This window comes from Evtepia sp. (genome assembly GCF_056797215.1).
The window spans coordinates 17,976-41,669 of record NZ_JBQILM010000018.1; the positions used below are offsets into that span (position 1 = coordinate 17,976).

At 60.2% G+C, this 23,694-nt stretch carries 27 protein-coding genes and 1 tRNA gene; 15 read left to right on the plus strand and 13 right to left on the minus strand.

Annotated elements, in window-relative coordinates; translation table 11 throughout:
* Positions 1-57: 57 nt before the first annotated feature.
* A complete protein-coding gene (locus ACTOZL_RS05450; protein WP_482477139.1) occupies positions 58-1,065 on the minus strand; it encodes a hypothetical protein in 1,008 nt (335 codons plus the stop codon).
* 201 nt (positions 1,066-1,266) lie between these two features.
* Here ACTOZL_RS05450 and ACTOZL_RS05455 point away from each other — a divergent pair.
* A tRNA-Gly gene (locus ACTOZL_RS05455) sits at positions 1,267-1,340 on the plus strand.
* 106 nt (positions 1,341-1,446) lie between these two features.
* On the opposite strand, the gene ACTOZL_RS05460 is transcribed toward ACTOZL_RS05455, so the two are convergent.
* The gene (locus tag ACTOZL_RS05460) at positions 1,447-2,811 is read right to left on the minus strand and encodes a flagellar assembly protein A (protein WP_482477140.1); all 1,365 of its coding nucleotides are present in this window, start codon (positions 2,809-2,811) and stop codon (positions 1,447-1,449) included.
* A gap of 479 nt (positions 2,812-3,290) precedes the next feature.
* Here ACTOZL_RS05460 and ACTOZL_RS05465 point away from each other — a divergent pair, with 479 nt between their 5' ends.
* The gene (locus ACTOZL_RS05465; protein WP_482477142.1) at positions 3,291-3,788 is read left to right on the plus strand and encodes a hypothetical protein; all 498 of its coding nucleotides are present in this window, start codon (positions 3,291-3,293) and stop codon (positions 3,786-3,788) included.
* Between the two features lie 80 nt (positions 3,789-3,868).
* On the opposite strand, the gene ACTOZL_RS05470 is transcribed toward ACTOZL_RS05465, so the two are convergent.
* Positions 3,869-4,030, minus strand: coding sequence for a hypothetical protein (locus ACTOZL_RS05470; RefSeq protein ID WP_482477144.1), 162 nt, complete (start codon positions 4,028-4,030; stop codon positions 3,869-3,871).
* A gap of 77 nt (positions 4,031-4,107) precedes the next feature.
* Here ACTOZL_RS05470 and ACTOZL_RS05475 point away from each other — a divergent pair, with 77 nt between their 5' ends.
* The 5 genes from ACTOZL_RS05475 (at position 4,108) to ACTOZL_RS05495 (ending at position 8,500) form a co-directional block, all read left to right on the plus strand.
* Complete coding sequence (locus ACTOZL_RS05475) at positions 4,108-4,887, plus strand: ABC transporter ATP-binding protein (RefSeq protein ID WP_482477145.1); 780 nt, start codon at positions 4,108-4,110, stop codon at positions 4,885-4,887.
* Positions 4,884-5,654: an ABC transporter permease gene (locus ACTOZL_RS05480; protein ID WP_482477147.1), complete on the plus strand. Its 771-nt coding sequence runs from the start codon at positions 4,884-4,886 to the stop codon at positions 5,652-5,654. The genes ACTOZL_RS05475 and ACTOZL_RS05480 overlap by 4 nt, the downstream gene beginning before the upstream one ends.
* 57 nt (positions 5,655-5,711) lie before the next feature.
* On the plus strand, positions 5,712-6,755 hold the full coding sequence (locus ACTOZL_RS05485) for an ABC transporter substrate-binding protein (protein WP_482477148.1): 1,044 nt from the start codon (positions 5,712-5,714) through the stop codon (positions 6,753-6,755).
* Positions 6,756-6,879: 124 nt separating this feature from the next.
* Positions 6,880-7,440, plus strand: a complete 561-nt coding sequence (locus tag ACTOZL_RS05490; RefSeq protein ID WP_482477149.1) for a manganese efflux pump MntP — start codon at positions 6,880-6,882, stop codon at positions 7,438-7,440.
* Between the two features lie 22 nt (positions 7,441-7,462).
* On the plus strand, positions 7,463-8,500 hold the full coding sequence (locus ACTOZL_RS05495; RefSeq protein WP_482477150.1) for an S-layer homology domain-containing protein: 1,038 nt from the start codon (positions 7,463-7,465) through the stop codon (positions 8,498-8,500).
* 64 nt (positions 8,501-8,564) lie between these two features.
* On the opposite strand, the gene ACTOZL_RS05500 is transcribed toward ACTOZL_RS05495, so the two are convergent.
* Entirely contained in the window at positions 8,565-9,245 is a 681-nt protein-coding gene (locus ACTOZL_RS05500; protein WP_482477151.1) for a response regulator, read from the minus strand.
* 113 nt (positions 9,246-9,358) lie between these two features.
* Entirely contained in the window at positions 9,359-10,147 is a 789-nt protein-coding gene (locus tag ACTOZL_RS05505) for a polysaccharide deacetylase family protein (RefSeq protein WP_482477152.1), read from the minus strand.
* A 208-nt stretch (positions 10,148-10,355) separates the two neighbouring features.
* Between ACTOZL_RS05505 and ACTOZL_RS05510 the strand changes: the two genes are divergently transcribed.
* From ACTOZL_RS05510 to ACTOZL_RS05525, 4 genes are all read left to right on the plus strand, one after another.
* Positions 10,356-11,552, plus strand: coding sequence for an ATP-binding protein (locus ACTOZL_RS05510; RefSeq protein WP_482477153.1), 1,197 nt, complete (start codon positions 10,356-10,358; stop codon positions 11,550-11,552).
* A gap of 253 nt (positions 11,553-11,805) precedes the next feature.
* Entirely contained in the window at positions 11,806-13,266 is a 1,461-nt protein-coding gene (locus ACTOZL_RS05515; protein ID WP_482477154.1) for a nicotinate phosphoribosyltransferase, read from the plus strand.
* 27 nt (positions 13,267-13,293) lie between these two features.
* The gene (locus ACTOZL_RS05520; protein ID WP_482477155.1) at positions 13,294-13,794 is read left to right on the plus strand and encodes a transcription repressor NadR; all 501 of its coding nucleotides are present in this window, start codon (positions 13,294-13,296) and stop codon (positions 13,792-13,794) included.
* Between the two features lie 112 nt (positions 13,795-13,906).
* Positions 13,907-15,013 carry a PTS sugar transporter subunit IIC gene (locus ACTOZL_RS05525; RefSeq protein ID WP_482477156.1) on the plus strand — a complete coding sequence of 369 codons (1,107 nt, stop codon included), beginning with the start codon at positions 13,907-13,909 and terminating at the stop codon, positions 15,011-15,013.
* 63 nt (positions 15,014-15,076) lie between these two features.
* On the opposite strand, the gene hpf is transcribed toward ACTOZL_RS05525, so the two are convergent.
* From hpf to ACTOZL_RS05550, 5 genes are all read right to left on the minus strand, one after another.
* Positions 15,077-15,616, minus strand: a complete 540-nt coding sequence (gene hpf, locus ACTOZL_RS05530) for a ribosome hibernation-promoting factor, HPF/YfiA family (protein ID WP_482477157.1) — start codon at positions 15,614-15,616, stop codon at positions 15,077-15,079.
* A gap of 290 nt (positions 15,617-15,906) precedes the next feature.
* Positions 15,907-16,881, minus strand: a complete 975-nt coding sequence (locus tag ACTOZL_RS05535) for a transglutaminase-like domain-containing protein (RefSeq protein ID WP_482477158.1) — start codon at positions 16,879-16,881, stop codon at positions 15,907-15,909.
* Positions 16,817-17,644 carry a class B sortase gene (gene srtB / locus ACTOZL_RS05540; protein WP_482477159.1) on the minus strand — a complete coding sequence of 276 codons (828 nt, stop codon included), beginning with the start codon at positions 17,642-17,644 and terminating at the stop codon, positions 16,817-16,819. Before srtB ends, ACTOZL_RS05535 begins: the two co-directional genes overlap by 65 nt.
* Before the next feature lie 180 nt (positions 17,645-17,824).
* A complete protein-coding gene (gdhA, locus tag ACTOZL_RS05545) occupies positions 17,825-19,174 on the minus strand; it encodes an NADP-specific glutamate dehydrogenase (RefSeq protein ID WP_482477160.1) in 1,350 nt (449 codons plus the stop codon).
* Positions 19,175-19,466: 292 nt separating this feature from the next.
* Positions 19,467-19,718, minus strand: a complete 252-nt coding sequence (locus tag ACTOZL_RS05550) for an S-layer homology domain-containing protein (protein WP_482477162.1) — start codon at positions 19,716-19,718, stop codon at positions 19,467-19,469.
* A 75-nt stretch (positions 19,719-19,793) separates the two neighbouring features.
* Between ACTOZL_RS05550 and ACTOZL_RS05555 the strand changes: the two genes are divergently transcribed.
* The 3 genes from ACTOZL_RS05555 to ACTOZL_RS05565 all read left to right on the plus strand — a co-directional run bounded on the left by ACTOZL_RS05555 (position 19,794) and on the right by ACTOZL_RS05565 (position 20,864).
* Positions 19,794-20,045: a helix-turn-helix domain-containing protein gene (locus tag ACTOZL_RS05555; protein WP_482477163.1), complete on the plus strand. Its 252-nt coding sequence runs from the start codon at positions 19,794-19,796 to the stop codon at positions 20,043-20,045.
* Between the two features lie 175 nt (positions 20,046-20,220).
* Complete coding sequence (locus ACTOZL_RS05560) at positions 20,221-20,463, plus strand: type II toxin-antitoxin system Phd/YefM family antitoxin (RefSeq protein ID WP_482477164.1); 243 nt, start codon at positions 20,221-20,223, stop codon at positions 20,461-20,463.
* Entirely contained in the window at positions 20,460-20,864 is a 405-nt protein-coding gene (locus ACTOZL_RS05565) for a type II toxin-antitoxin system VapC family toxin (protein WP_482477165.1), read from the plus strand. The genes ACTOZL_RS05560 and ACTOZL_RS05565 overlap by 4 nt, the downstream gene beginning before the upstream one ends.
* A gap of 121 nt (positions 20,865-20,985) precedes the next feature.
* Here the strand turns inward: ACTOZL_RS05565 and ACTOZL_RS05570 are convergent, their stop codons facing one another.
* From ACTOZL_RS05570 to ACTOZL_RS05580, 3 genes are all read right to left on the minus strand, one after another.
* On the minus strand, positions 20,986-21,252 hold the full coding sequence (locus ACTOZL_RS05570; protein ID WP_482477167.1) for a Txe/YoeB family addiction module toxin: 267 nt from the start codon (positions 21,250-21,252) through the stop codon (positions 20,986-20,988).
* 10 nt (positions 21,253-21,262) lie between these two features.
* On the minus strand, positions 21,263-21,541 hold the full coding sequence (locus ACTOZL_RS05575) for a type II toxin-antitoxin system RelB/DinJ family antitoxin (protein WP_482477168.1): 279 nt from the start codon (positions 21,539-21,541) through the stop codon (positions 21,263-21,265).
* A gap of 144 nt (positions 21,542-21,685) precedes the next feature.
* Positions 21,686-23,101 carry an aminotransferase class I/II-fold pyridoxal phosphate-dependent enzyme gene (locus ACTOZL_RS05580; RefSeq protein WP_482477169.1) on the minus strand — a complete coding sequence of 472 codons (1,416 nt, stop codon included), beginning with the start codon at positions 23,099-23,101 and terminating at the stop codon, positions 21,686-21,688.
* A gap of 225 nt (positions 23,102-23,326) precedes the next feature.
* On the opposite strand from ACTOZL_RS05580, the gene ACTOZL_RS05585 reads away from it, so the two are divergent.
* On the plus strand, positions 23,327-23,694 hold a 368-nt coding region (locus tag ACTOZL_RS05585; protein WP_482477170.1), incomplete at its 3' end, for an ECF transporter S component.

Below are 23,694 nucleotides of genomic sequence, written 5' to 3' on the forward strand. Positions count from 1 at the left end.
AAGAGTGGGGCCCCCTGTATTCCAGGGGGCCCCACCCATTGCGCTTGGGGGGCGTGGTCAGCAGCCGCAGCTACAGCAGTTGTTGCCGCCGCCGCAGCAGTTCCCGCCGCCGGGCTCCTCCTCCATCCCAGGCAAGGCGCTGGGGGGGAAGAATTCGCCCACAGGGAAGCGGATCTGCCGGAAGATCTCGCAGGGGTCTTCGTCGCAGCAGTCGTCCCCGCCGCCGCTGCACTCCCGGGTGGGCATGCAGTAGTCGTACATGGGGATGAGGAGCTGGGAGTCCCGCTCCAGGCGCACGATGGAGAACTGGCCCAGGGTGACGCACAGCCGCCGGGCGCAGGCGTCGAAGCACAGCTCGCTGTCGAAGAGGGCGTCAATGCCTGTGGGGATCTCCGTGAGCTCGTTCTCCCCATAGACCATGCTGGCGCCAGGGGTGCCGGATGTACCGGGGCCGCCAGGGCCGCCAGGGGTACCAGGGGCGCAGGGCCCGCAGGGGGGCGGCGGGGGCGGGCACACTGGTGCGCAGCCGGGGGGGCAGGGGCAGCCACAGCCGCCAAAGTCGCAGCCCTCGCACAGGCGCAGGCTCAGGACGATGGGGTCCACCGCCTCCACCACCGCTTCGGGGAGATTGCTGCGCCGGCCCAGCTGGGCGTCGGGCCCGTCGGGCTGGTAGCGGGAGGAGAAGACTTTGGCGTTGCCCTCGCTGCCAAAGAGGATCACCCGCTTGTCAAAGACCGCCAGGCCGCTGATGTCGGCGGTGCGGGCCCCGCCCAAAAAGGCCTCGGCGGTGATGCGGTAGTAGTAGCGGATGTCTACGCTGAAGAAGCCCCGGTTGTAGGCGGCGGGCTCCACGTCGATGTAGGCTCTCAGCAGCTCCGCCCGCCCTCCCCGGACACTGAGGGCGCGGTCAATGACCGCTTGGGAGCCTCTGGTGGGATAGACCCGCAGGTCTTCGATGCAATCCTTGTCACGGCAACTGTCGTAAATCTTTTTCGTATGGATGCACACGGCTTCCCGGATGCCGCAGCTATCTTGCACCGGACCGGGTACGACCCGTTCACTCATAATGTTACCTCCTCTGGTTGTTTCAGACTGGCGTTGCTTGCCATTCCATTCTATGAGCCTGGGGGGAAATGGTGCGCCTGCTTTCGCGGCAGGGGGACGGAAATCCGACAAAATTTCCCCTTGAAATTTCCTGCGGCTCGTGCTATAATACGCAGGTAGTCAGATGACGGTGCCCTTTTGGCCCCTCCCCTGGCGGAAAATGCAGGTATAGTTCATCGGTAGAACGCAAGCTTCCCAAGCTTGATAGGAGGGTTCGACTCCCTTTACCTGCTCCAAAAAACAGAGGCTATCGCACCATAGGGTGTGGTAGCCTCTGTTTTTTGTTGGGGATGGGCATAACGTACCCCCGGACGGTGCCGCCCGGGGGGTTACGCTGTGTGTTCACTTTAATAGGATTCTCCGCTCACAGAGGTGGATATTACACTGTTCCTCTATGGTGGTGACCGCTTCCTTGGCGCGGCCGATTTGGACGTCCAGGCAGGGCTGCAATTTCTCACAGCGGATGATCCCCTTGCTTTTTTTGTCCAGGGCTTTGTCCACCTCGGCCAAGTCGATTTTCAACATCGCCTGCCGCTCAATGTACAGCTTGCGCTGCTCTAGGAGGGTTTCCAGCACCGCCTGCTCCTTGTCCGAAATCCGGTGCCCCAGCTTCCGCAGGGCGGTGATATTGTCCCACAGCACGGTGAGGGTGGGGCCGATTTCCACCAGCTCCCCCCGGACCCGCTCCCAGGTCTCCGGGATGTGGGGGGGATAGCCCACGGAGATCTGGCTCCGGCCTCCGGCTAAGTTCCCGATGCGCAGGCACAGGACGCTGCCCCCGGCCCGAATTTGGCTGTCCACAATCATCCCCCGGCCGCCCATGGCATACACGGTGCCGCCACAGCGGATTTCGCAGTTGTTGACCATCTCCGCGATTACGCTGGTTTCCGCCACGATCTGCGCACACTCCATCACAGGGGACTGCACCTGGCGGGCTGCGGTGAGGAAGGTCTGCCCTGTGGTGCCGAAAATCCCCTCCTGGACGCGGATAGTCCCGCCGGTGGAGACCACCCGGGCCTGCCCCATCTTCCCGCCGATGATGATGTCACCAGAGGCCTCAATGGAGACCCCGCCGTCTACGTTTCCCTCCACGTAGAGGTTGCCCGAGATTTGAAGCGTCCCCTGGAATTGCTCCATGCTCCCGTCGATGATCTTCTGGGCCTGGACGCAAAACAGATCGTTTTCGATGTATAGGATTCCGTCCGCCCCGGCGGTGAGGGCCAAGCCGCCCCGTTCGATCTTGGTGTTCACCCCCTGGGGCACATGGGCGCTGACCACCGGGGGGCTGGGGAGGGCCTGCCCTGTGACATCCATGCCGTCCGTCCCCGGCTTTGGGGGACGGATCATGCAGATAACCGCCCCCTTTCGGATGGGCTGCACCTGGCTGTCGGGGCCGAAGTCCACTTGGCTGCCGTCCTGTATGTCCAGGCGCATATTGATGCGCCGCTGGAACAGCTCCGTGAGCTTGCCGTCTGACCCGGGGCAGGGCAGCTTTCCCCGGGCCACCGGGAAGATGTGGAGATATCCACAGCCATAGTCCCGTTGGAGCGCCTCCTCCGGAAACACGCCGTAGAGGATCCCCTCATAATGCAGGTCTTCCCAAAAGGTCTCAAAGCTGATCCCATCGCCGTCGTTCTCTGGGGGGAGCAGGCAGGCATAGGCGCACATCCGGTCCGTTGACAGGAAAAACCGTGCCTCCGCTTTCATAGGCCGCCACTCGCCATCCAATACCTTCCTGTGCCGGTCTCTGCAGGTTTCCTTGAGAACACGGATAAACTCATCTACGGTTTTGCTGTCGTCCGGATAGTGCGCTTTTGCCTCTTCACCGGCTGCATCCAGTTCTGAGAACATTTTCCTGTAGGGGATGGGATGAAACGCGTTCCTTTCCTGCTCGCCCCGGGCAGCTTCCCGTGGGACAAAACGATCAAAGATTGGCATTTTCGTCTCCTACCCTTTCCTAAACTCCGTATTGAAAACCGCTTTCCGCAAGCCATACCAGCCTGCCCCGATATCCAATCATTTTATAATTTATTGTAGCATGCCCCTGGGGATTTATCAAGTATTATCCTGCCTGCCGGGCAGAATCCAGCTTGCACCTTGGCGTTGCTCTTGCCATTGGTTGCCATCCATGGTATGATAGCATCATAAAGTTAAGATTTAGGCGGCTCACGGGAGAGGAGATACATATGAACAATGAAGAAAAGATCTTAGCAATCTTGGAGCAAATGCAGGGCCAGATGGACCGGATGGACGGCCGGATGGACCGAATGGAAGGCCAGATGGAACGAATGGAAGGCCAGATGGAACGAATGGAAGGCCGGATGGAACGAATGGAAGGCCGGATGGACAAAATGGACGGCCGGATGGAACGAATGGAAGGCCGGATGGACAAAATGGACGGCCGGATGGAACGCGTGGAAGGCCGGATGGACAAAATGGAGGCAAAGCAGGAGGAGACCCAGGCTACCATTGCCGACATGCAGACCACCTTGACCCGGGTGGCGGTCACCCAGGAGAATATTGTCCTGCCCCAGTTGAAGCTGTTGGCGGAGGGGCATGAGAACGTGTTAAATAACCTGATACCCAAGAGCCGGGTGGAGAACCTAGAGGCAGAGGTGGTTGTACTGCGCACCGCCATCAAGAGCCTGGCACATGATGTAGAAGAATTGAAAAGCGCACGATAATAGAGGGCATCCCCTGAGGAATCCTGTGAGGCACATCCGTTGGTGTGCCTCATTTTCTTGTCTCCACGCCACATTGCCCCTCACGTAGCGGCGGCGTTGGGTGGGGAGAGCTGGCGCAGGATGTCCAGAAAGCCCGCGACTGCCGGGGAGGGGGACTTGGCGTAGAGGATGCCGTAGGGGACGTGGTAGGGCCAATCAACGGGACGTGTGCAGAGCAGGGGGTGGAGGACTTGTCCTGGCATTGACAAGGATGGAGAAATCTCATATAATAGGACAGTATGCAAGAATTGTGTCATGGAGAGGGGTGCCCATCATAGAAATGCTGGAATTAAAAGACGTGACGGTGGAGTTCCCCTCTGCCGACGGAAAGCGCCTCCGGGCCTTGGAGGGGATGGACCTCTCTGTGGCCCAGGGGGAGCTGGTGGCCCTGGTGGGGCCCTCTGGCTGTGGCAAGACCACGGCGCTGAATGTGCTGGCAGGGCAGCTCCCAGCCAGCCAGGGGCGGGTCCATCTGGCGGGGGAGCCGGTGGAGGGCCTGCCCCCCTCGGTGGGCTATGTCTCCCAGCGGGACACCCTGCTGCCTTGGCGCACGGTGCTGGACAACGTGGCCCTGGCTATGGAGCTGCGGGGCGTGGGCAAGCAGGCGCGCCGGGACCGGGCACAGCTGCTCATGGAGCAGATGGGCCTGGGGGGCTTTGAGGGGAGTTATCCCCGGGAGCTCTCCGGGGGGATGCGGAAGCGGGCGGCCATTGCCCGGGTGCTGGCGGTGTCCCCGGCGGTGCTGATGATGGACGAGCCCTTTGCCCCCCTGGACGCCCTCACCCGGCAAAAACTCCAAGACGATATCCTCCGGCTGTGGGAGGAGACTGGCTGCACCATCCTCTATGTTACCCATGACCTCACCGAGGCCATTACCCTGGCGGACCGGGTGGTGCTGATGAGTGCCCGCCCCGGCCGGGTGGTGAGGGAGTACCCCATCGACCTGCCCAGGCCCCGGCGGGTGATGGACGTGAAATTCTCTCCCCACTTTGTGGAGCTGGAAGAGACGGTGTGGCGGGACCTGGAACGGGAGCTGCGCCGGGGGGAGGAGGGCCTATGAGACGACGGTTTTCTCCTGGCCCCGGCGTGTGGACGGTGCTGGCGCTGGCCCTGGCGGTATGCCTCTGGGAATGGGCCGCGGCGGGGGGGCATGTGAACCCCTTCTTTTTCAGCCGCCCCAGCCTGATCTGGGCGGAGTTTTGGGAGATGGTGGACAGCGGCGCCATGGGCCGCCACCTGAGCGCCACCTTGGAGGAAGCGGGCCTGGGCCTGCTCTTCGGGGCGCTGCTGGGGAGCCTGGCGGGCTTTGCCTTAGGGGTAGCGCCTAGGGTGAGCCGGGCACTGATGCCCCTGCTCACCGGCCTCAACGGCCTGCCGAAGCTGGCCCTGGGGCCCCTCATCATCATCTGGTTTGGCCTGGGGCTGCGCTCCAAGGTGCTCATCGCCGGGTTGATGGTGTTTTTTGTGTTCGTGTTCAACCTCTACTCCGGGGTCCGGGCGGTGGAGCCGGAGCTCATTGCGGCGGTGAAGCTGCTGGGCGGAACCAGGAGGCAGGTGATGGGCAAGGTGATCCTCCCTGCCAGCCTGCCCTGGCTGCTGGCCAGCCTGCGCACCAGCCTGGGGCTGTCCCTGTCCGGGGCCATTGTGGGGGAGTATTTGGGCGCCAGCCGGGGCATGGGCTGGGTGATCGCCGACGCGGGGGAGCGCTACGACATGGAACGGGTGCTGTGCTGCGTGCTGGTGATTGTCCTGGTGGTGGTCCTGCTGGACTGCGTGGTGCGGCTGCTGGAACGGTGGCTGCTGCGTTGGCAGGCCCCTGCCGCATGAGGACAACCCGGAAGGGTTTTCCATAGATTTTTACCAAGGAAAAGGAGATTGTGCGAGATGAAGAAACACTTGGCATGGCTGCTGGCCCTGACCCTGTGCCTGGGGCTGCTGGGCGGCTGCGGAGAGAAGCCGGAGGCGGAAGGCAGCGGGACGCAGGACGATGCCGGGGCCTTGACCCCTGTGGTCATCACGGAAGAGGTCCGGGGCTACCACTGGGCCCCCGCTTACCTGGCGGAGACCTTGGGCTACTTTGAGGAAGAGGGGCTGGATGTCAGCTTCGAGACCGTGTCCGGGGCCGACGGCTCCACCCCGGTGCTCTCCGGGGAGGCCCAGTTCTGCCTGAAGGGCATTGAGACCGCCTTGGTGGTCAACGAGCAGGGCCAGGGGATGAAGGTGCTGGTGTCCACCACCCAGAAGTACCCCTATCAGCTCATCGGCGCCAGTGAAGAATACAGCACCTTGGAATCCCTCCGGGGCGGTACCGTGGCTGGGGGCAAGAGCGCCAACAGCGGCCCCTACTCCTTCGCCATGGCCTGCATGAACAAGGCCGGCCTGGTGCCGGAGACGGACGTGAACGTCATCACCATGGGCAGCGCCGGCTATGCCGCCGCCATCCAGGCGGGGGAATTGCAGGGGGCTGTGTCCACCAACCCCTGGTCCGCCAAGAAGCTGCTGGACGCCGGCGGCGTGGTGATCGTGGATGGCACCGAGGACGCGGTGATCCAGGAGATCATCGGCTCCGCCAGCTATGAGCTCTTCACCGTTATGACCTCCGACGCCCTCATTGAGAGCGACCCGGAGCTGGTGCAGAAGGCGGTGAACGCCATGGCCCGGGCCATGCAGTGGATGGAGACCGCCACCCCGGAGGAGATTGCGGAAAAGCTGCTGCCCCTCTTCGAGGGCGCGGAGGAGGAATTGCTCTACGACGCCCAGTACGACAAGGAGCGGGGCTTGGCCAACTACAAGGGCTACCACTCCGAGAGCGGCTATGAGGCGGCCATCACCCTGACCAAACTGGCCGGGAGCATCCAGGAGGGCGTGGCCCCAGAGGTGGCCTTTGACGAGAGCTTTTTGGAGAAAGCCTGGGAAAGCCTGAACTAATCTGCCAGCAGCCTTGGGGGGACACCATACCCCCTAAGGCTGTTGCCTATTTTTCCCATCCCAGCAAAAACGGTATAAGGGTCCCGCCGGGTACATAAGGTGAACGGTGAACGGGAGGGATCGTATGGGATATTTGGCACTGTTTTTTCTGGCGGTGGGCCTGTCTATGGACGCCTTCGCGGTGTCCGTGTGCAAGGGCCTGGCCTTGGGGAAGGTCTCCCTGGGGCGGGCCTGTGTGCCGGGGCTCTGGTTCGGGGGCTTCCAGGGGCTGATGCCCCTGCTGGGCTGGCTCCTGGGCTCCCGCTTTGCCCAGTATATCACCTCGGTGGACCACTGGATCGCCTTTGGCCTGCTGGTGTTCCTGGGGGCCAATATGCTCCGGGAGGCCAGGGCAGGGGAATCAGAGGGGGCCAGTGCGTCCCTGGGCTTTGGGGAGATGTTGGCCTTGGCGGTGGCCACCAGCATCGACGCCTTGGCGGTGGGCATCACCTTTGCCTTTTTGGCGGTGGAAATCCTACCGGCGGTGGCCTGCATTGCCGGGACCACCTTTGTCCTGTCCGCTGTAGGGGTGAAGCTGGGGGGCCTCTTTGGCCTGCGCTACCGGGCCAAGGCGCAGTCCCTTGGGGGGCTGATCCTCATCCTGCTGGGGGTCAAGATTTTATTGGAGGGTCTGCATCTGCTCTGACCCGATACAAAGGAGAAACAGCATGAAAAAAGTATGTGTACTATTCTTAGCGTTGGTCCTGTGGGCGGGGCTGGCTTGCCCCGCCCTGGCGGCCAACGCAGGGGAGAAGGAGACCGCCGCCTGGAGCCTCTACCAGCTGGGCCTGCTCCAAGGCAACGGGGTGGACAGCGAGGGCTTCCCTATCTTCGATTTGGACAAGGCCCCCAACCGGGCCCAGAGCGTCACCATGCTGGTGCGTCTGCTGGGGGCGGAGGCGGCGGCCCTGGAAGGGGAGTGGGAGACCCCCTTCACCGACCTGCCGGCGTGGGCGGAGCCCTATGTGGGCTACGCCTTTGCCAAGGGCCTGGCCACCGGCCGGGGCGGGGAGCGCTTCGACCCCGACAGCCCTGTGAGCGCCACGGAGTTTTTGACCTTTGTGCTCCGGGCCCTGGGGTACAGCTCTGAGACAGACTTTACCTGGGACGAGGCATGGAAGCTCTCGGACAAGCTGGGTTTCACCAAGGGGGAGTATACCAGCGCCACAGAGTTTCTCCGGGGGGACCTGGCCTGGGTGTCCCTGAATGCCTTGGAGGTGAAGCCCAAGGGGAACATCCGGCAGACCCTGCGCCAGGTGCTGGGCCTGCCGGATGGCAAGGAGGACTGCCGCTGGGAGGAGACCGTGCGCACCTGCCAGGAAAACCGCCTGGTGCTCTCCTTCGCCGCCACCGCTGACAGCCCCAAGACCTACACCAAATTTGAGGTGGACAGCGCCACGGTAAACGGCATCCCCTGTACGGTGGAGCAGTACAACAGCACAAAAGAGGTCACCGACCACTGCAAAAAGCGCACGGAGGCGGAGAAATTGGAGTTCTCCCTCCCCGGCGCCTTTGCCCTGGCCTATCTGCGTTACGACGAGGCGGCGGCCAAGGCCGCGGCCACAGAGACCGTGACGGAGAAGGGGGTGGAGTACCCGGTGATTGTCCTGCGGCTGAAGTGTACCGGGACCCTGCCCAATGGGAAGCAGGTGGAGGAGCTGGCCATGCTGACCTATTACATCAATGGATATAGTGGGCGGTTTTGACAGGCGAAGCCTTTTTTGACCCACGAAAAAGCCCCGGCGCGATTGGTTCGCGCCGGGGCTTTGGTCAATCCCCAATATACGTGTACATGGCGGAGGGGCGGCCCCCTGTGTAGTAGTCTACACCGCCGATGACGTAGTTTTTGTCGATCAGATAGTTCATATACCGCCGGAGGGTCACCCGGGAGAGGGCCACGTTTTTGGCCAGGTCGTCAATGGACAGCCGTTCGTTCTTGTGCTCCCGGAGGAAAGAGCAGATCAGCTCCAAGGTCACCGGATGGATGCCCTTGTCCATGAGCCGCAAACCCCGCTGGACGTCCGGGGAGATCACCCGGTCCAGCTCCTCCTGGTTGAAGGCCTTGTCGCCGGAGAAGGCCTCCCGCCGGGAGAGGAAGCGTTTTAGGGAAGTCTGGAAGCGGGTGTAGTCAAAGGGCTTGATGAGATAGTCCGAGACGCCGTAGGCATACAGTTCCCCCACGTGGCTGGCTTCGCTGGCGGCGGTGACCATAATCACCTCGGCCATAAAGCCCTCCGCCCGGAGGGTGGTCAGGAAGCTGCGCCCGTCCATCACCGGCATATAGTAATCCAATAGGATGAGGTCCACTGGGGTGGAGCGGATGAAGTCCAGCGCGTCCTGCCCGTTGTGGAAAACACCGGCTATGGATAATTTGTCGTTGTTGTGTTCCACATATTGCTTTTCGATCTCAGAGACCATGGGGTCGTCTTCTACAATGATCACCTGATACATAACGTCACGTCACCCCGCAAGGATAGGTTTCTGTTGCTAGTATACACGAAAATTCCTTGGAGCGCAACACCCTTCTCCTGGGAATGGCGGGAAAGGGGAAAAACAAGGGGCCGTCACTGGGCCGGGCACTGGCGGCCGGTGTGGTCCAGGGTATAGTCCCCGGTAAGGATGAGTTGGCTGATGGGGACCACGTCGTAGCCCTCCTGGAGGAGGTATTCCAGGATGGAGGGCAGGGCCTCCGGGGTGTGGAGGGCGGCGTTATGGAAGAGGACAATGGACCCCGGGCCCACCTTGGAGGTCACCCGCTGGGTGATGGTGGGGGCGTCGTAGTCCTTCCAGTCCAGGCTGTCCACGTCCCACTGGATGATCTCCATGCCCATGCCCCGCACGGTGGTGACCACGTGGTCGTCATACTCCCCAAAGGGGGGGCGGAAGAGGGTGGGGCGGGTGCCGGTGACGGCTTCTATTTTGTCACAGCAGGCGTTGATATCTGCCGCGATCTGGTCGGCGGAGAGGGTGTTGAAGTGGGCGTGGTCGTTGGAGTGGCACATGATCTCGTGGCCTGCGTCCGACAGGGCTTTCACCGACTCCGGGTATTTGTCCACCCAGTCCCCCACCACGAAGAAGGTGGCTTTTACCTGGTAGCGGTCCAGAATGTCGATGAGGGTTTGGGTGTCCTCATTGCCCCAGGCGGCGTCGAAGGAGAGGGCACAGACCTTGCTGTCCCGCTGGACGCAGTAGATGGGCAGCTGCCGGGTGGCGGTGGAGGCGGACACATAGGCCGGCAGGTTCGCCAGCAGGCATAGGGCGCAGATGCACAGCAGCGCCGCGGGGATGGCCACATGCCGGCGGCGCAGGACGATCACCCGCCGCCGCTTTTCCTTGGAAGGTAGAAACTTCATAGTTGATCCCGTCCTTTCTCCTAAACCCTATGGCCCAGGGCGGGGGTTCATACCCAGGGGACAAGCAAAAATGACGGGGTATGGCAAAATGCTTTGGGATTTTCCCTTGGATTGGGAATGAGAAGAGTTTGAAATATATTGCAAACTCTTTTATTTATCTGATTTTTGTGGTATCCTATTAGAAAACAAAGCCAGGAGGAGAAGGATGATGATCCAACGGCCAAACTATTTGAACTTCCTGATGGAGTGGAAGGATCAGCAGATCATCAAGGTGATCTCTGGAATCCGCCGCTGTGGAAAGTCCACCCTGTTCGATCTATTCCAGGAGCAGTTGCGTACCCTGGGAATTTTGGAGGAACAGATGATTACCCTCAACTTTGAAGAGGCTGAGAATGAACCCCTTTGCGACTATCGGGCGCTGTATGACTATATCAAAGGACAGATGTGCCCTGACCGGATGAACTATATCTTCCTGGATGAGATCCAGCATGTGGTGGACTATCAAAAGGCTGTGGACAGCCTTTTCGTGAAGAAGAACGCTGACGTGTACCTCACAGGTTCCAATGCCTATTTCATGTCGGGGGAACTGGCAACGCTGCTGTCTGGGCGCTATGTGGAGCTGAAAATGCTGCCCCTCTCCTTTCGGGAGTATGCCAGTGCCTTCAACGAAGGCGTCAGTAAGGAGGAGCTGTACCGCAGCTATGTCTACAACAGCTCCTTTCCCTATACAGTCCAGCTCAACAGCCGCCGCAATATCCATGCCTATCTGGATGGTATCTACCATTCAGTGGTTCTCAACGACATTGTGGCCCGGAAAAAAATACAGGACCCCTCCATGCTGAAAAGTGTGCTCAAGTTCCTCTTTGATAACATTGGGAATCCCTGCACCGTCAAAAAAATCGCGGACAGTATGACCAGTGCAGGCCGGAAAATTTCTAGCCACACTGTGGAGAACTATTTGGAGGGGATTACGGAGAGCTTGTTGATGTACCGGGTCAGTCGCTATGATATCAAGGGTAAGGCGTATCTCCAGCTCCAAGAGAAATATTACCTGGCGGATCTGGGCCTGCGGTATTACCTCTTGGGGCAGCGCAATGTGGATCAGGGCCATATCCTGGAAAATGTGGTCTACTTGGAGTTGATACGCAGAGGCTACACGGTCTATGTGGGGAAAATGGGGAATGCGGAGGTGGACTTTGTAACCCAGGACCAAGAGGGGGAGTTGGCCTATTACCAGGTGGCCTGGACGGTACGGGGGGAGGCAACCCTGGAACGGGAATTGCGGCCCCTGGACGGGATAACGGATCATTATCCCAAATATCTGCTCACAATGGACTTGGACCCGCCCATTTCCCACAATGGAATCCGCCAACTATATGCCCTGGATTGGCTTCTGGATGCGTGAATCCTCTGGATGTGGCGAAGAGGATGTTTGGATGGGATGACAGAAATCTCTTAAGAATCCAGCCGCCCAGAGGAAAAACTTCGGATTTTGCAGGGATTCCTTGCATTTTTCCCTGCTTTCGTGTATAGTTGAGGAAAGCGTGCGGGGTGGACTTTACGGCTGTCTTGTCAGTCCGTCACCGGGCGGGTCCCCCCCGGCCCTGGACGCCAAACAACCTGCCCCCTGGGCGGGATGAAAACAGAAGGTGTTGACCATGAACACAAGTAAGACCCTGAACATGACCATGCTGTGCGATTTCTATGAGCTCACCATGGGCAACGGCTACTTTAAGGCCGGATACAAGGACCGCATCACCCATTTCGACCTCTTCTTCCGCAACGTCCCCGACAACGGGGGCTACGCCATCGCCGCCGGACTGGAGCAGGTGGTGGAATACATCCAGGACCTCCATTTTGAGCCGGAGGACATCGCCTATCTCCGCAGCCGGAACCTGTTCGACGAGGCGTTTTTGGACTATCTGAGCAACTTTCAGTTCACCGGGGACATCTACGCCGTCCCCGAGGGGACCCCGGTGTTCCCCCAGGAGCCCATCCTCACCGTCCGGGCCCCTGCCATCGAGGCCCAGCTTTTGGAGACCTTCCTGCTGCTGACCATCAACCACCAAAGTCTCATCGCCACCAAGGCCAACCGTATCGTCCGGGCCGCCAAGGGGCGCACGGTGTTGGAGTTCGGCTCCCGCCGGGCCCAGGGCTCCGGGGGGGCCATCGACGGAGCCCGGGCCGCTTTCATCGGCGGCTGCAAGGGTACGGCCTGCACCATCTCCGACCAGCTCTATGGCGTCCCCGCCGGGGGGACCATGGCCCACGCCTGGGTCCAGACCTTCGAGACCCAGTACGAGGCCTTTAAGACCTACTGCGAGATCTACCCCGACAACGCTGTGCTGCTGGTGGACACTTATAACACCCTGAAAAGCGGCATCCCCGACGCCATCCGGGCCTTCAACGAGGTGCTCCGGCCCCGGGGGATCACCCACTGCGGCATCCGCCTGGACTCCGGGGACATGGCCTACCTCACCCAGACTGCCCGGCAGATGCTGGACGAGGCCGGGTGGCCGGACTGTAAAATCACCGTGTCCAACTCCCTGGACGAGTTCATCATCCAGGACCTGCTTCTCCAAGGGGCCCAGATCGACAGCTTCGGCGTAGGCGAGCGGCTCATCACCGCCCGCAGTGAGCCGGTGTTCGGCGGCGTGTATAAGCTGGTGGCCTATGAGGATGAAAGCGGCCAGGTGATCCCCAAAATCAAGCTCAGCGAGAACATCGCCAAAATCACCACCCCCCAGTTCAAGCGGGTGTACCGCCTCTACGACAACGAGCACGGCAAGGCCATTGGCGACTGGCTGTGCGTCTGGGACGAGGACGTGGAGAGCAACAAAAACCCCGACGGCAGCCTGACCATTTTCGACCCCGACGCCACCTGGAAGAAAAAGACCATCACCGGCTTCACCGCCCGGGAGCTCCAACAGCCCATCTTCCTAAAGGGCGAGCTGGTGTATCAGCTGCCCAAGCTGGAGGATATCCAGCGCTATTGCCAGGAACAGATGGACACCATGTGGGAGGAAGTGAAGCGCTTTGACAACCCCCACAACTACTATGTGGACCTGTCCAAAAAGCTCTGGGACGTGAAATACCAACTACTTACCGCAAACAAGTGACCCCAGATTCAAAGAGGGAGGCGACCCATGAAGGCCGAAGAACGAAGAAAATTGATCCGGCAGACCCTGACCTCCCAGCAGCCCACCAGTGCCACCACCTTGGCGGAGATGTGCTCCGTGAGCCGTCAGGTCATCGTGGGGGACATCGCCCTGCTGCGGGCGGCGGGGTTGGAGATCGTGGCCACCCCCAGGGGGTACAAGCTGGGGGAGCACAGCGGCCTGCTGCGCACTGTGGCCTGCGTCCACGATGGGGCGGGGCTAGAGGCGGAACTCCTGGCCATGGTGGACAACGGCTGTACGGTAATTGACGTGGTGGTGGAGCACCCCCTCTATGGGGAGATCACCGGACAGCTCCAACTGTCCTCCCGCTACGATGTGCAGCAATTCCTGGAAAAGGCGCAATGTGCCGCCCCCCTGTCCTCCTTGACCAAGGGGGTCCACATCCACAACCTGCGCTGCCCCAGTGAAGAGGCGTTCCAGCGGGTGCGGGAGCGGTTGACCGCCCTGGAAATCCTTTACGACCCCTGAGAAATTCCCGCTTTCCCATTGACATTCCCCCAAAAACTGTTACAATAGGCTTTGCAAGTGTCTTGACACCTGTGAAGTCTATTGTTTTTGGAAGAGAAAGGAAACAAATGCCATGGAGCATGTACGGGCGTTTCTGAAACGCAAAAATATTGTCATCTCCGCCAAGCGCTATGGGGTGGACGCCCTGGGGGCGATGGCCCAGGGCCTGTTCTGTACCCTGCTGGTGGGGACCATCCTCAACACCTTGGGGACCCAATTCCATATCGGTTTTTTGAGTGCCACCGTCCTCACCGTAGGCTGCGGCGACGCCGCCACCGCCTACACCGTAGGGGGCCTGGCCTCGGCTATGGTGGGGCCTGCCATGGCGGTGGCCATTGGCTATGCCCTACAGGCCCCGCCCCTGGTGCTCTTCTCCCTGGTAACGGTGGGCTACGCCACCAACATTCTGGGGGGGGCAGGCGGCCCCTTGGCGGTATTGGTGATTGCCGTGCTGGCGGCGGAGTGCGGCAAGGCTGTGTCCAAGGAGACAAAAATTGATATTTTGGTGACCCCCATCGTCACCGTGCTGGTGGGCATCGGCCTGGCTTACCTCATCGCCCCGCCCATCGGCAAGGCCGCCTCCGCAGTGGGGCAGCTTATCATGTGGGCCACGGAGCTACAGCCCTTCTTCATGGGCATCCTGGTGTCCGTCATCGTGGGGGTGGCCCTGACCCTGCCCATTTCCAGCGCCGCCATCTGCGCGGCGTTGAGCCTCACAGGCTTGGCCGGGGGGGCCGCCGTGGCAGGCTGCTGCGCCCAGATGGTGGGCTTCGCGGTGATGTCCTTCCGGGAGAACCGCTGGGGCGGGTTGGTGTCCCAGGGCTTGGGGACCTCCATGCTGCAAATGGGCAACATCGTCCGCAACCCCAAAATCTGGATCCCCCCCACCCTGGCCTCGGCCATCACCGGGCCCATCGCTACCTGCCTGTTCCGCATGGAGATGAACGGCACCCCGGTGTCCTCCGGTATGGGCACCTGTGGCCTGGTGGGGCCCATCGGGGTGTACACCGGCTGGGTAAACGACGTGGCGGAAGGGCTCAAGCAGGCCGTTACCGGGCTGGATTGGCTGGGGATGGCCCTGGTGTGCTTCATCCTCCCTGGCGTGCTCACTTGGCTCATCAGCATCCCCTTCCGGCGGAAGGGCTGGATAGGGGAGAACGATTTGAAGCTGGAAGCGTAAGAAAAAACCGCCCGGCAGGCTTGTCCTGCCGGGCGGTTTATGTTCACTTATTTCCGTTTAGCATCAGTCCTGGTCTACGATGATGCCATAGCCGCCGTCGTTGCGGCGGTAGACCACGGAGAACGCGCCGTCCTCATCGTCGTTGCGGAAGGCGAAGAAAGTGTGGTCCACCAGGTTCATTTGGAGGATGGCCTCGTCCACCGTCATGGGACGGAAGAAGAAACGCTTGGAGCGGACCACCTGATAGGAGGAATCCTCCTCCTCATCAGACTCGGGGACAAAGGCCTCCTCGTCGGGGATGAAGGCCTCTTTGCGCAGGCGCTTTTCCAGGCGGGATTTGTTCTTGCGCAGCTGGCGCTCAATGGAGGCCACGGCGGCGTCGATGGAGACGAACATATCGGAGGTGCTCTCCGCCACGCGGATGATGGTGGCGCCAGAGCGAATGGTGACTTCTAAGATGTTGCGACCTTTCTCCACGCTGAAGACCACGGAGGTCTCAGGCTCGTTTTTGAAATAACGCTCCAGTTTGCCGATCTTCTTCTCGGCGTAGGCGTGAACGCGGTCGGGGATGTTCACTTTCTTGTCAGTAAAGGTGAATTTCATGAAAGACAGCTCCTTTCGTGGGTACAGGAGGAGGGCTCCCCCTTCTGTACTCATAGCATACCATAACTACGGGGAAAAGTCACGCTATTTTTGGTGAAACTGTGAGAAATTAGGCATTCGACAAAAAGGGGCCCTTGACGGATGGAAATATTTGGAATACTATAAGGGTGGCGGTGATCCTGCCGCCGGAACATCGTTCATTCCATTCTCCTGCTTTGCGCCGCCACCTTTGTGGCGGCGTTCTTTTTTACGAAAGCGGCGGCGTTTAGGGATGGTGCGGCATGGCAGTCTCAGTACAAATACTTCGCCGTGTAGTTGCTCCCGTCGCCGATGTATTCCATAATACTTTCGCTGCTGTTGCCGGAGGAGGCGAAGGTGGGGTCCATGCGCTGCCAGGTGGTGCCGTCGAAGAAGATGACGCCGTCTACCCAGCCGGTTTCCTCCGTCCAGACGCTGATCCAGGCGTGGTAGGCGGAGCCGGCATACCCCACCACCAGCTTGCAGGGGACCCCTTGGCTGCGGAGCATCCCTGCCATCAGGGCGGCGTAGTCAAAGCAAATGCCCTTTTTCTCCGCCAGGACCTCGTCCAGCACCGGGAGATAGCCGCTCTTGACACTGGCAGCCTTCTCCTTGTCATAGCGCAGGGTTTCCACCACGTAGTCGTAGACCTTGCCCACCTTTTCCAAGGGGTCGCTGAGGCCTTGGGTGAGCTCCGCCGCCTGGGCAATGGTGTTTTCCGCCCCTTGATAGTTCACATACTGGTTGGGGCGCAGGAAGGGGGCGAACTCGTCCTCCAAGGCCACGGGGAAACTGGCGGTGAGGACGGTGGCATATTTGGTGCCGGAGGTGTTCTCGAACACGGTGACGCTATAGTCCCCGTTGCCGTCAGAGAGGGGGAAGGTGGCCCAGCCCTGGGTGGGGAGGTCATAGGTATAGGTGGTGCTGGGGCCGGCTACCTGTACCTTCAGGCGGGTGCTGGTCTGGCCGGTAAACTGGGCCATGACATAGCCGTCCTTCAGGTTGGAGTAGTCGATCTCCGCCCGCTGGTTGGCCTCCACTGCCGTGCCGCTGGCCTCGGGCAGCAGGAGGGGGGAGACGGCGGCGGGGGAGTCCACCAGGGCTTCGGCCTCGTCGGCCCACTGGGCATCCTCCATCACGGCTTGATTGGTGTCCGGCGCACTGGACTCCTCCGGCGCGGGCTCACCGCAGCCCGCCAATAGGCTCAACGCCAGAGACAGGACCAGCAGGCTGATTCGTTTTCTCATGGGAAGCACTCCTTTCCCGATATTCTTCCCCCAGCACCCCGTGGACCACCCAGCGCTTGGCGTGGCCCCGGCCGGTACAGGTGGATAATGCCAGATGGCGCTGTCCAGGCTGGGGTTCCAGGCCCGTGTCCAGCACGGTCTGTTCCAGGGCGTACTGGATCAGCTTTTCCTCCCGGCCGTCCCAGCGCAGCTCATAAACCGTGTCCTCGATCCCCGCCTGGTAGGCGGCGAAGATGTCGTAGCGGTATACGCCGTCCGCTACCACCAGGTAGACGCTGGGGTGGGCCTCCCAGTAGCTGTAGTCCTTGTAGTATTTCAGGGTGCCGAACATGCTGTTGTTGAACATGCGGTGGCCGTAGACAATGGTGTGGAAGTCGGAGAGGTCGGGGCTGCTGGTGGATTCCAGGAAAATGGAGCCGCCGGAGTTTTCCTCCTGCTTCCAGCTATGGGTGAGATAGTATTGGTTGTCCTCCCCTTGCAGGAGGGGATAGGCCAGCTCTGTGCCGGGAATCTCCACCCAGCCGACCACATCGGGGTTGACGGCTTGCAGGCCGTCCAGGTCGATATAGGCCAGGGCGGCGGCCTCCTTGGGCAGGGGGTCCCCGGAAGCGGTGGTGGGGAAGCCGGGGTCCATGCGTACCAGGGCGGCGGCCTCGGCCTGGTCCTGCTTGGCCCGGCTGTTGTTCCAAGCCTGCCGCCCCAGGGCCACCAGGCTGACCGCCAGCACCGCCAGCAGGAGCAGTTTGATCACGCGGCGTTTCATTGAGCGTCCCTCCCAGGGATAGGGGAAAAGCCGGGGCCGCGCAGCCCCGGCTTTCCGTCCGTGATCCCATTTTTGAATATGGCCCTATTGTATCATCCGCCGGGCCCTTCGTCAAGAAAGAAAAGGCCCGGCCAAAATGGCCGGGCCTCGCGTGATTGAATGTCAGAGAATAGGGGTGGATTAGAAGATGCCCTGCTCCAGCATAGCCTCGGCAACCTTCAGGAAGCCAGCGATGTTGGCGCCAGCCACCAGGTTGTAGCCCAGGCCGTACTTCTCAGCAGCATCGGCGGACACCTTGTGGATGTTCTCCATCATGCGCTGCAGCTGGGAGTCAACCTCTTCCTCGGTCCAGGACAGACGCTCGGAGTTCTGGGACATTTCCATAGCGGAAACGCCAACGCCGCCGGCGTTAACAGCTTTGGAAGGAGCAACGATGAGGCCCTTCTGGCTCATCAGATACTGCAGGGCGTCGTTGGTGGTGGGCATGTTGGCGACCTCGATGTAGTACTTCGCACCGGTCTCCACGATGCGCTTAGCCTGCTCCATGTTGACGTCGTTCTGCATAGCGGAGGGCATCACGATGTCGCCCTTCACGCCCCAGGGCTTCTCGCCGGGGAAGAACTTGACGCCGAACTTGTCAGCATAATCCTTAACCTGGTTGCGGCCGGAGGAACGCATTTCCAGCAGGTACTCCACCTTCTCCTCGGTGCAGACACCGTCGGGATCGTGGATGTAGCCGTCGGGGCCGGACAGGGTGATGACCTTAGCGCCCAGCTGCATGGCCTTCTTGCAGATGCCCCAGGTGACGTTGCCGAAGCCGGCAGCCACGATGGTCTTGCCCTTGATGTCCTCGCCTTCGTGCTTGAGGACTTCCAGCAGATAATACACAGCGCCGAAGCCGGTAGCCTCGGGACGGGCCAGGGAGCCACCATAGGACAGGCCCTTGCCGGTGAGCACGCCGTTCTCGAAGGTGCCCTTCAGGCGGCGATACTGGCCATACAAAAAGCCGATCTCACGGCCGCCCACGCCCATGTCGCCAGCGGGGACGTCCACGTCGGGCCCGATGTAACGATACAGAGCGGTCATGAAGCTCTGGCAGAAGCGCATGATCTCAGCGTCGGACTTGCCGGAGGGATCGAAGTCAGAGCCGCCCTTGCCGCCGCCGATGGGCAGGCCGGTGAGGGAGTTCTTGAAGATCTGCTCAAAGCCCAGGAACTTCACGATGCCGGGGTACACGTTGGGCTGGAAGCGCAGGCCGCCCTTGTAGGGGCCGAGAGCGCCGTTGAACTGGCAGCGGTAACCGATGTTGGTGTGGGTCTTGCCGGCGTCGTCGGTCCAGACCACGCGGAAGGTGAACATACGCTCGGGCTCGACCATGCGGCCCAGCAGGTCAACTGCCTCATACTCGGGGTGAGCGTCCACGACGGGGCTCAGGGAGGAGAGGACTTCTTCAACGGTCTGTACGAATTCGGGTTCGCTGCCGTGCTTCTTCTTGACAGTTTCAATCACGCGTTCGACATAAGCATTCATGATGGGTTTGCTCCTTTTTTATTGATTTATTTTGGCCTGTTACGCGCAGGCAAAAACACTGGAGACGTGCAAGCAAGGACAACTTGCTCCGCTGCCCTGGTTGCACTTGAAAGTATATCACGCCCTACCTGTGAATGCAACAATTATTTTGGAAAAAATCCTACAAATTTTGCGGTATCCTACAGTTTTTGTGGCGGGGGTGGATGGGGGGCTAAGTTGTGTGGCAGATGGGGGTATCGTATGGCCCCAGGGGGAGGGGGTGGCCTCCCCCTGGGGCGGGGATCAAGCTGGGTTATTCTGCCATGTGGCGGAACAGGAAGGTGACAATCTGCCCCCGGGAGCAGTCGGCGGCGGGGCCGAAGCTGTTGGGGCCATTGCCGTTGGTGATGCCGTTGGAGACGGCCCAGGAGACGGCGTCAGAATAGTAGGCGTCAGCGGGGACGTCGGTGAAGCTGGGGGGTGTGGTTGGCGTATCAGTATATTCGGGCTCATAGTCGAAATCTATTGTAAGGGTTAGACAAAGGGATATCAATCGTTTTCTCATAAAATATTAATAGTTAGATTTTATGCAATTTTAATACCGCCACCACTAGGATAAACTATCTTGGAGGTGAGAACTATGGCGGCAAGACAAAACCCAGAGTTTGACAATACCCAAAAGTTTATTGAGGTAGGCTACAACATTGCCTATTACCGCAAGCACAATGGACTGACCCAGGAACAACTTGCAGAACGGGTGGGCATCAGCCGTCAGCATCTGGGGGCGATTGAAGCACCAAGGATCTGCCGCCCCATCTCTCTGGACCTCTTGTTTAATATTTCCACAGTATTGGGGATCGATCCGTCCAAGCTGTTGGCGTTTCGGGAATAACGATAGCCAAGGCCATTTTGCGCAGCACACGAAACCAATAAACGCGGTATCCAGGTGGTTGGCTGGATACCGCGGTTTTGTTTTTCCGGTTGCTATTTCCGTAAAAGTTACGTATAATAAGACCAAGAAGACCAACATGATCCCCTGAGCTTAGAGGCAAAGGAGGTGTGCAGACATGCAGGTAAATATTCTTGAGGCGAAAACAGAGCTGTCAAAGCTCATCCGACTGATTGAGACAGGCAAAGAGGACCAGATCATCATTGCCCGTTATGGAAAGCCTGTGGCAAAAATGACCGTTTACAATGATACGCCGGTTTCTAAGCGGATAGGAATTGCCAAGGGCAAGCTCAAGTCCCCCGAAGATCTGGACCAACACAACGATGAGATCGTGGAGCTGTTTGGAGGCACGGACTTATGAATCTGCTTTTGGATACGCACGTTTTGATCTGGGCGCTGAACGAGGACGCCCGTTTGTCCGAAAAGGCCAGGGAGTTGATTTTGGACCCGGATCATGTGATTTATTACAGTTCCATATCCATCTGGGAAGTTGCCGTCAAGCACGCCAGACATCCGGACAACGTGACCTTTACAGGGAAGGAACTTTCTCAGTATTGCCAGGAGGCGGGGTTCCTGCCGCTGGAACTGCGGGATAAACATGTATACGCCTTGGAAACCCTTACCCGGGCGGAGAATGCCCCAGCTCACCACGACCCCTTTGACAGAATGTTGATAGCCCAGGCCAAAGCGGAAAACCTGTCATTTTTGACCCACGATTCTCTGCTTCCCGCTTACAATGAAAAGTGTATCATTCCTGTGTAGGCGGGATAGTCTGTCCCTTGAGGTGGCCGAAGTTATTTTGCGCAACCCACGAAATCAATCAACGCGGTATCCAGATGGTTGGCTGGATACCGCGTTTTTGCTTTGGTAAGAGATCGGGGCGTTATTGGTAATGCCCCCTGCATGAGATGATTACAATGGATATATCCTCCACGGCGTAAACAAGTCGATGTTCCCCATCGATCCGGCGGCTCCAAAATCCGCTTAGATTCCCTTTCAGAGGCTCCGGCTTGCCAGTGCCGCGGAACGGATCGCGCAGTACATCCCGAATCAGCAGATTGATCCGCCGCAAGACGGCTTTATCCGTCTGCTGCCATGTGCAGTATTCCTCCCATGCGTCAAAGTCCCATTGGATACGGCGTATTTGCATCCCAAGGCCCTCATTCTTCCAGTAAGTCGTGTTCGGCGAGTTTCAGCCGGCCGGCCCTGTAGTCCTCCATTTTCTTTTCCAGGTGGCGGAGGTTGCTCTCGGAATAGAACGGGTCCGGATCGGCGGTGATTTCAAATGGAATCCGCCGTTCCTGCTCCATCTTCTTACAAAAGATGGTCAGGGCGGTGGTCAGATTCATGCCCATTTGGGAGCAGATGTCCTCCACATTTTTCTTTAGCTGTGCATCCAGCCGAAAGTTTACGTTTACGCTGTTGCCTGCCTGTGCCATGACTGACACCTCCTTTATGGACAATATATCACATTTTTGGAGCACTGTAAAGAGATATCATTACGATACGTTGCGCTATGCTTCGGTGGTGCGCAGGCCATACCATTTGCGCCCACATCCTGCTATGGGCGCGAAACGGCCCCCTCACTCCACCACCACCGTGGTAAACGGCGGCTTGCCCCGGGTGCCGATGAGCTTTACCCCGGCGCGGTACAGCTGTTCCACTGTTTCCACCACCTCCACGGTGATCTCCTCCCCCGGGGTAATCAGGGGGATGCCGGGGGGATAGGCCCAGATATACTCCCCGGAAATCTTCCCCATGCCGTCGTAGAGGAAGGTGAAGCCGCCCCCCTGCCGGGCGGCGTCCTCCAGCTTCATGCGCTGAGGGGGGAGAGGGGGCAGGGGTTTCGCCTCTGGGGGGGCCTCTGGGGCGGGGCCAGCGGCGGCGTCCAGGGCAAGGAGGGCCTGGGAGAGGCGGCCTGGCATGGCGTCGTCGGAGCCCAGGCCAGTCATGGCCACGGCGTAGTGGTCCAGGGCCATTTCCAGCTCAATTTTGTATGTCTCCCGGAGCTGCTCCTTCAGCTCCACCCCGTTCAGGGCACTGTGGCGGGTGGAAATCACCAGCTTGGCGGGGTCCATGGGGTAGGGGCCCGTCACTAGGCGCAGGTGTTGGAGGCCTTGGAGCCCTTCCCGCACCTCCTTCAGGCGGCGGCCCCAGGCGGCAAAGGCGGCGGGGCCTTCCGTCTCCAAGAAACCCACGCAGGCATCCATAGAGGCCAGCAGCAGGTAGGACGGGCTGCTGCTTTGGAAAATGCCCGTCTGGCGCTCCACCTCCGGCAGGGGCACCAGGCCACCGCCTACGTGGAGGATGGCCGTCTGGGTGAGGCTGGGCAGGAGCTTGTGGAGGCTGGCCACCGCCAAGTCCGCCCCCTGCTGCATGGCGTTTTGGGGGAAGCCCTCCCACAGGCCTAAGTGGGCCCCGTGGGCCTCGTCCACCAACACCGGGACCCCCTTCTCGTGGGCTGCGGCACAGATACCCGCCGTATCGCTGAGAATCCCATCATAGGTGGGGCTGGGATACACCACCAGCCGTACATCCGGCTCTGCCGCCAGGGCTGCCCGGACCATTTCCGGGGAAATGGGGCCGCTGAGGCCCTCCGCCACCGGGGGGAGCAGGTACACCGGTTCCAGGCCGCAGAGCTCCACCGCATGATAAACGGCCTTGTGGCAATGCCGGGCCATTAAAATTTTGTCCCCACGCCGGGTGGCCCCCCGGATGGCGGCCAATAGGGCCCCTGTGGAACCGTTCACCTGATAAAAGCTCCGCCGGGCCCCGAACAGTGCCGCGGCCCGGGCCATGCTCTCCTTCAAAATGCCCTCCGGGGCGTGGAGGTCGTCAAAGTCTGGCAGCTCCGTGATGTCCAGCTCCGCACCCAGGGCCTTTAAGTAGGGGGCCAGGGTGGCATTTTCCTTGTGCCCCGGCATGTGCAGGGAGAGATAGCCCTGGTCTCGATGGGCCTCTAAACGCGCTAAGAGGGAGCGCCCGTCTGTTTTGTTCATCGTCCATTCCTCCCGTTTTTTGTCCTTAGCATACCAGAATGCAGGCCAGATGACAAGCGGGGTTGGGAAACTGGCCTGGGGGCAAACCATATCTGGCCTGCAAAAATCTTTTTGTTTTGGCGCTTTCGATGAGGCCAGTCCTGTGGTAAGCTGACGGCAGTGAAAGCGCGGGGGGTGTGGAACCCTGTGCGGTCAGGAAAGAACGAATAGGAGTGTGTTTGAGATATGTCTGCGAAAACAAATGCCGTCCGGCCCAACAGCCTGGGCAACGTGAGGGAGCTGACCCTCACCGCTATGTGTATCGTGCTGGTGTACGTCTTTACCGCCGTGGTGAACATCCGCCTGCCCATCGCCGCCAACGGCGGGCTGATCCATCTGGGCAATGTGCCCCTCTTTGTGGCGGCCATCCTCTTTGGCAAGCGCACAGGGATGATCGCCGGGGGCGTGGGGATGGCCATCTTCGACGTGGTGTCCGGCTGGACCCCCTGGGCCCCCTTCACCCTGGTGGTGGTGGGCCTCATGGGCTTTCTGATGGGCTGGATCACCGAGAAGAAAAAGAGCTTCCCCCTGTACATCCTGGCTATGGTGGTGGC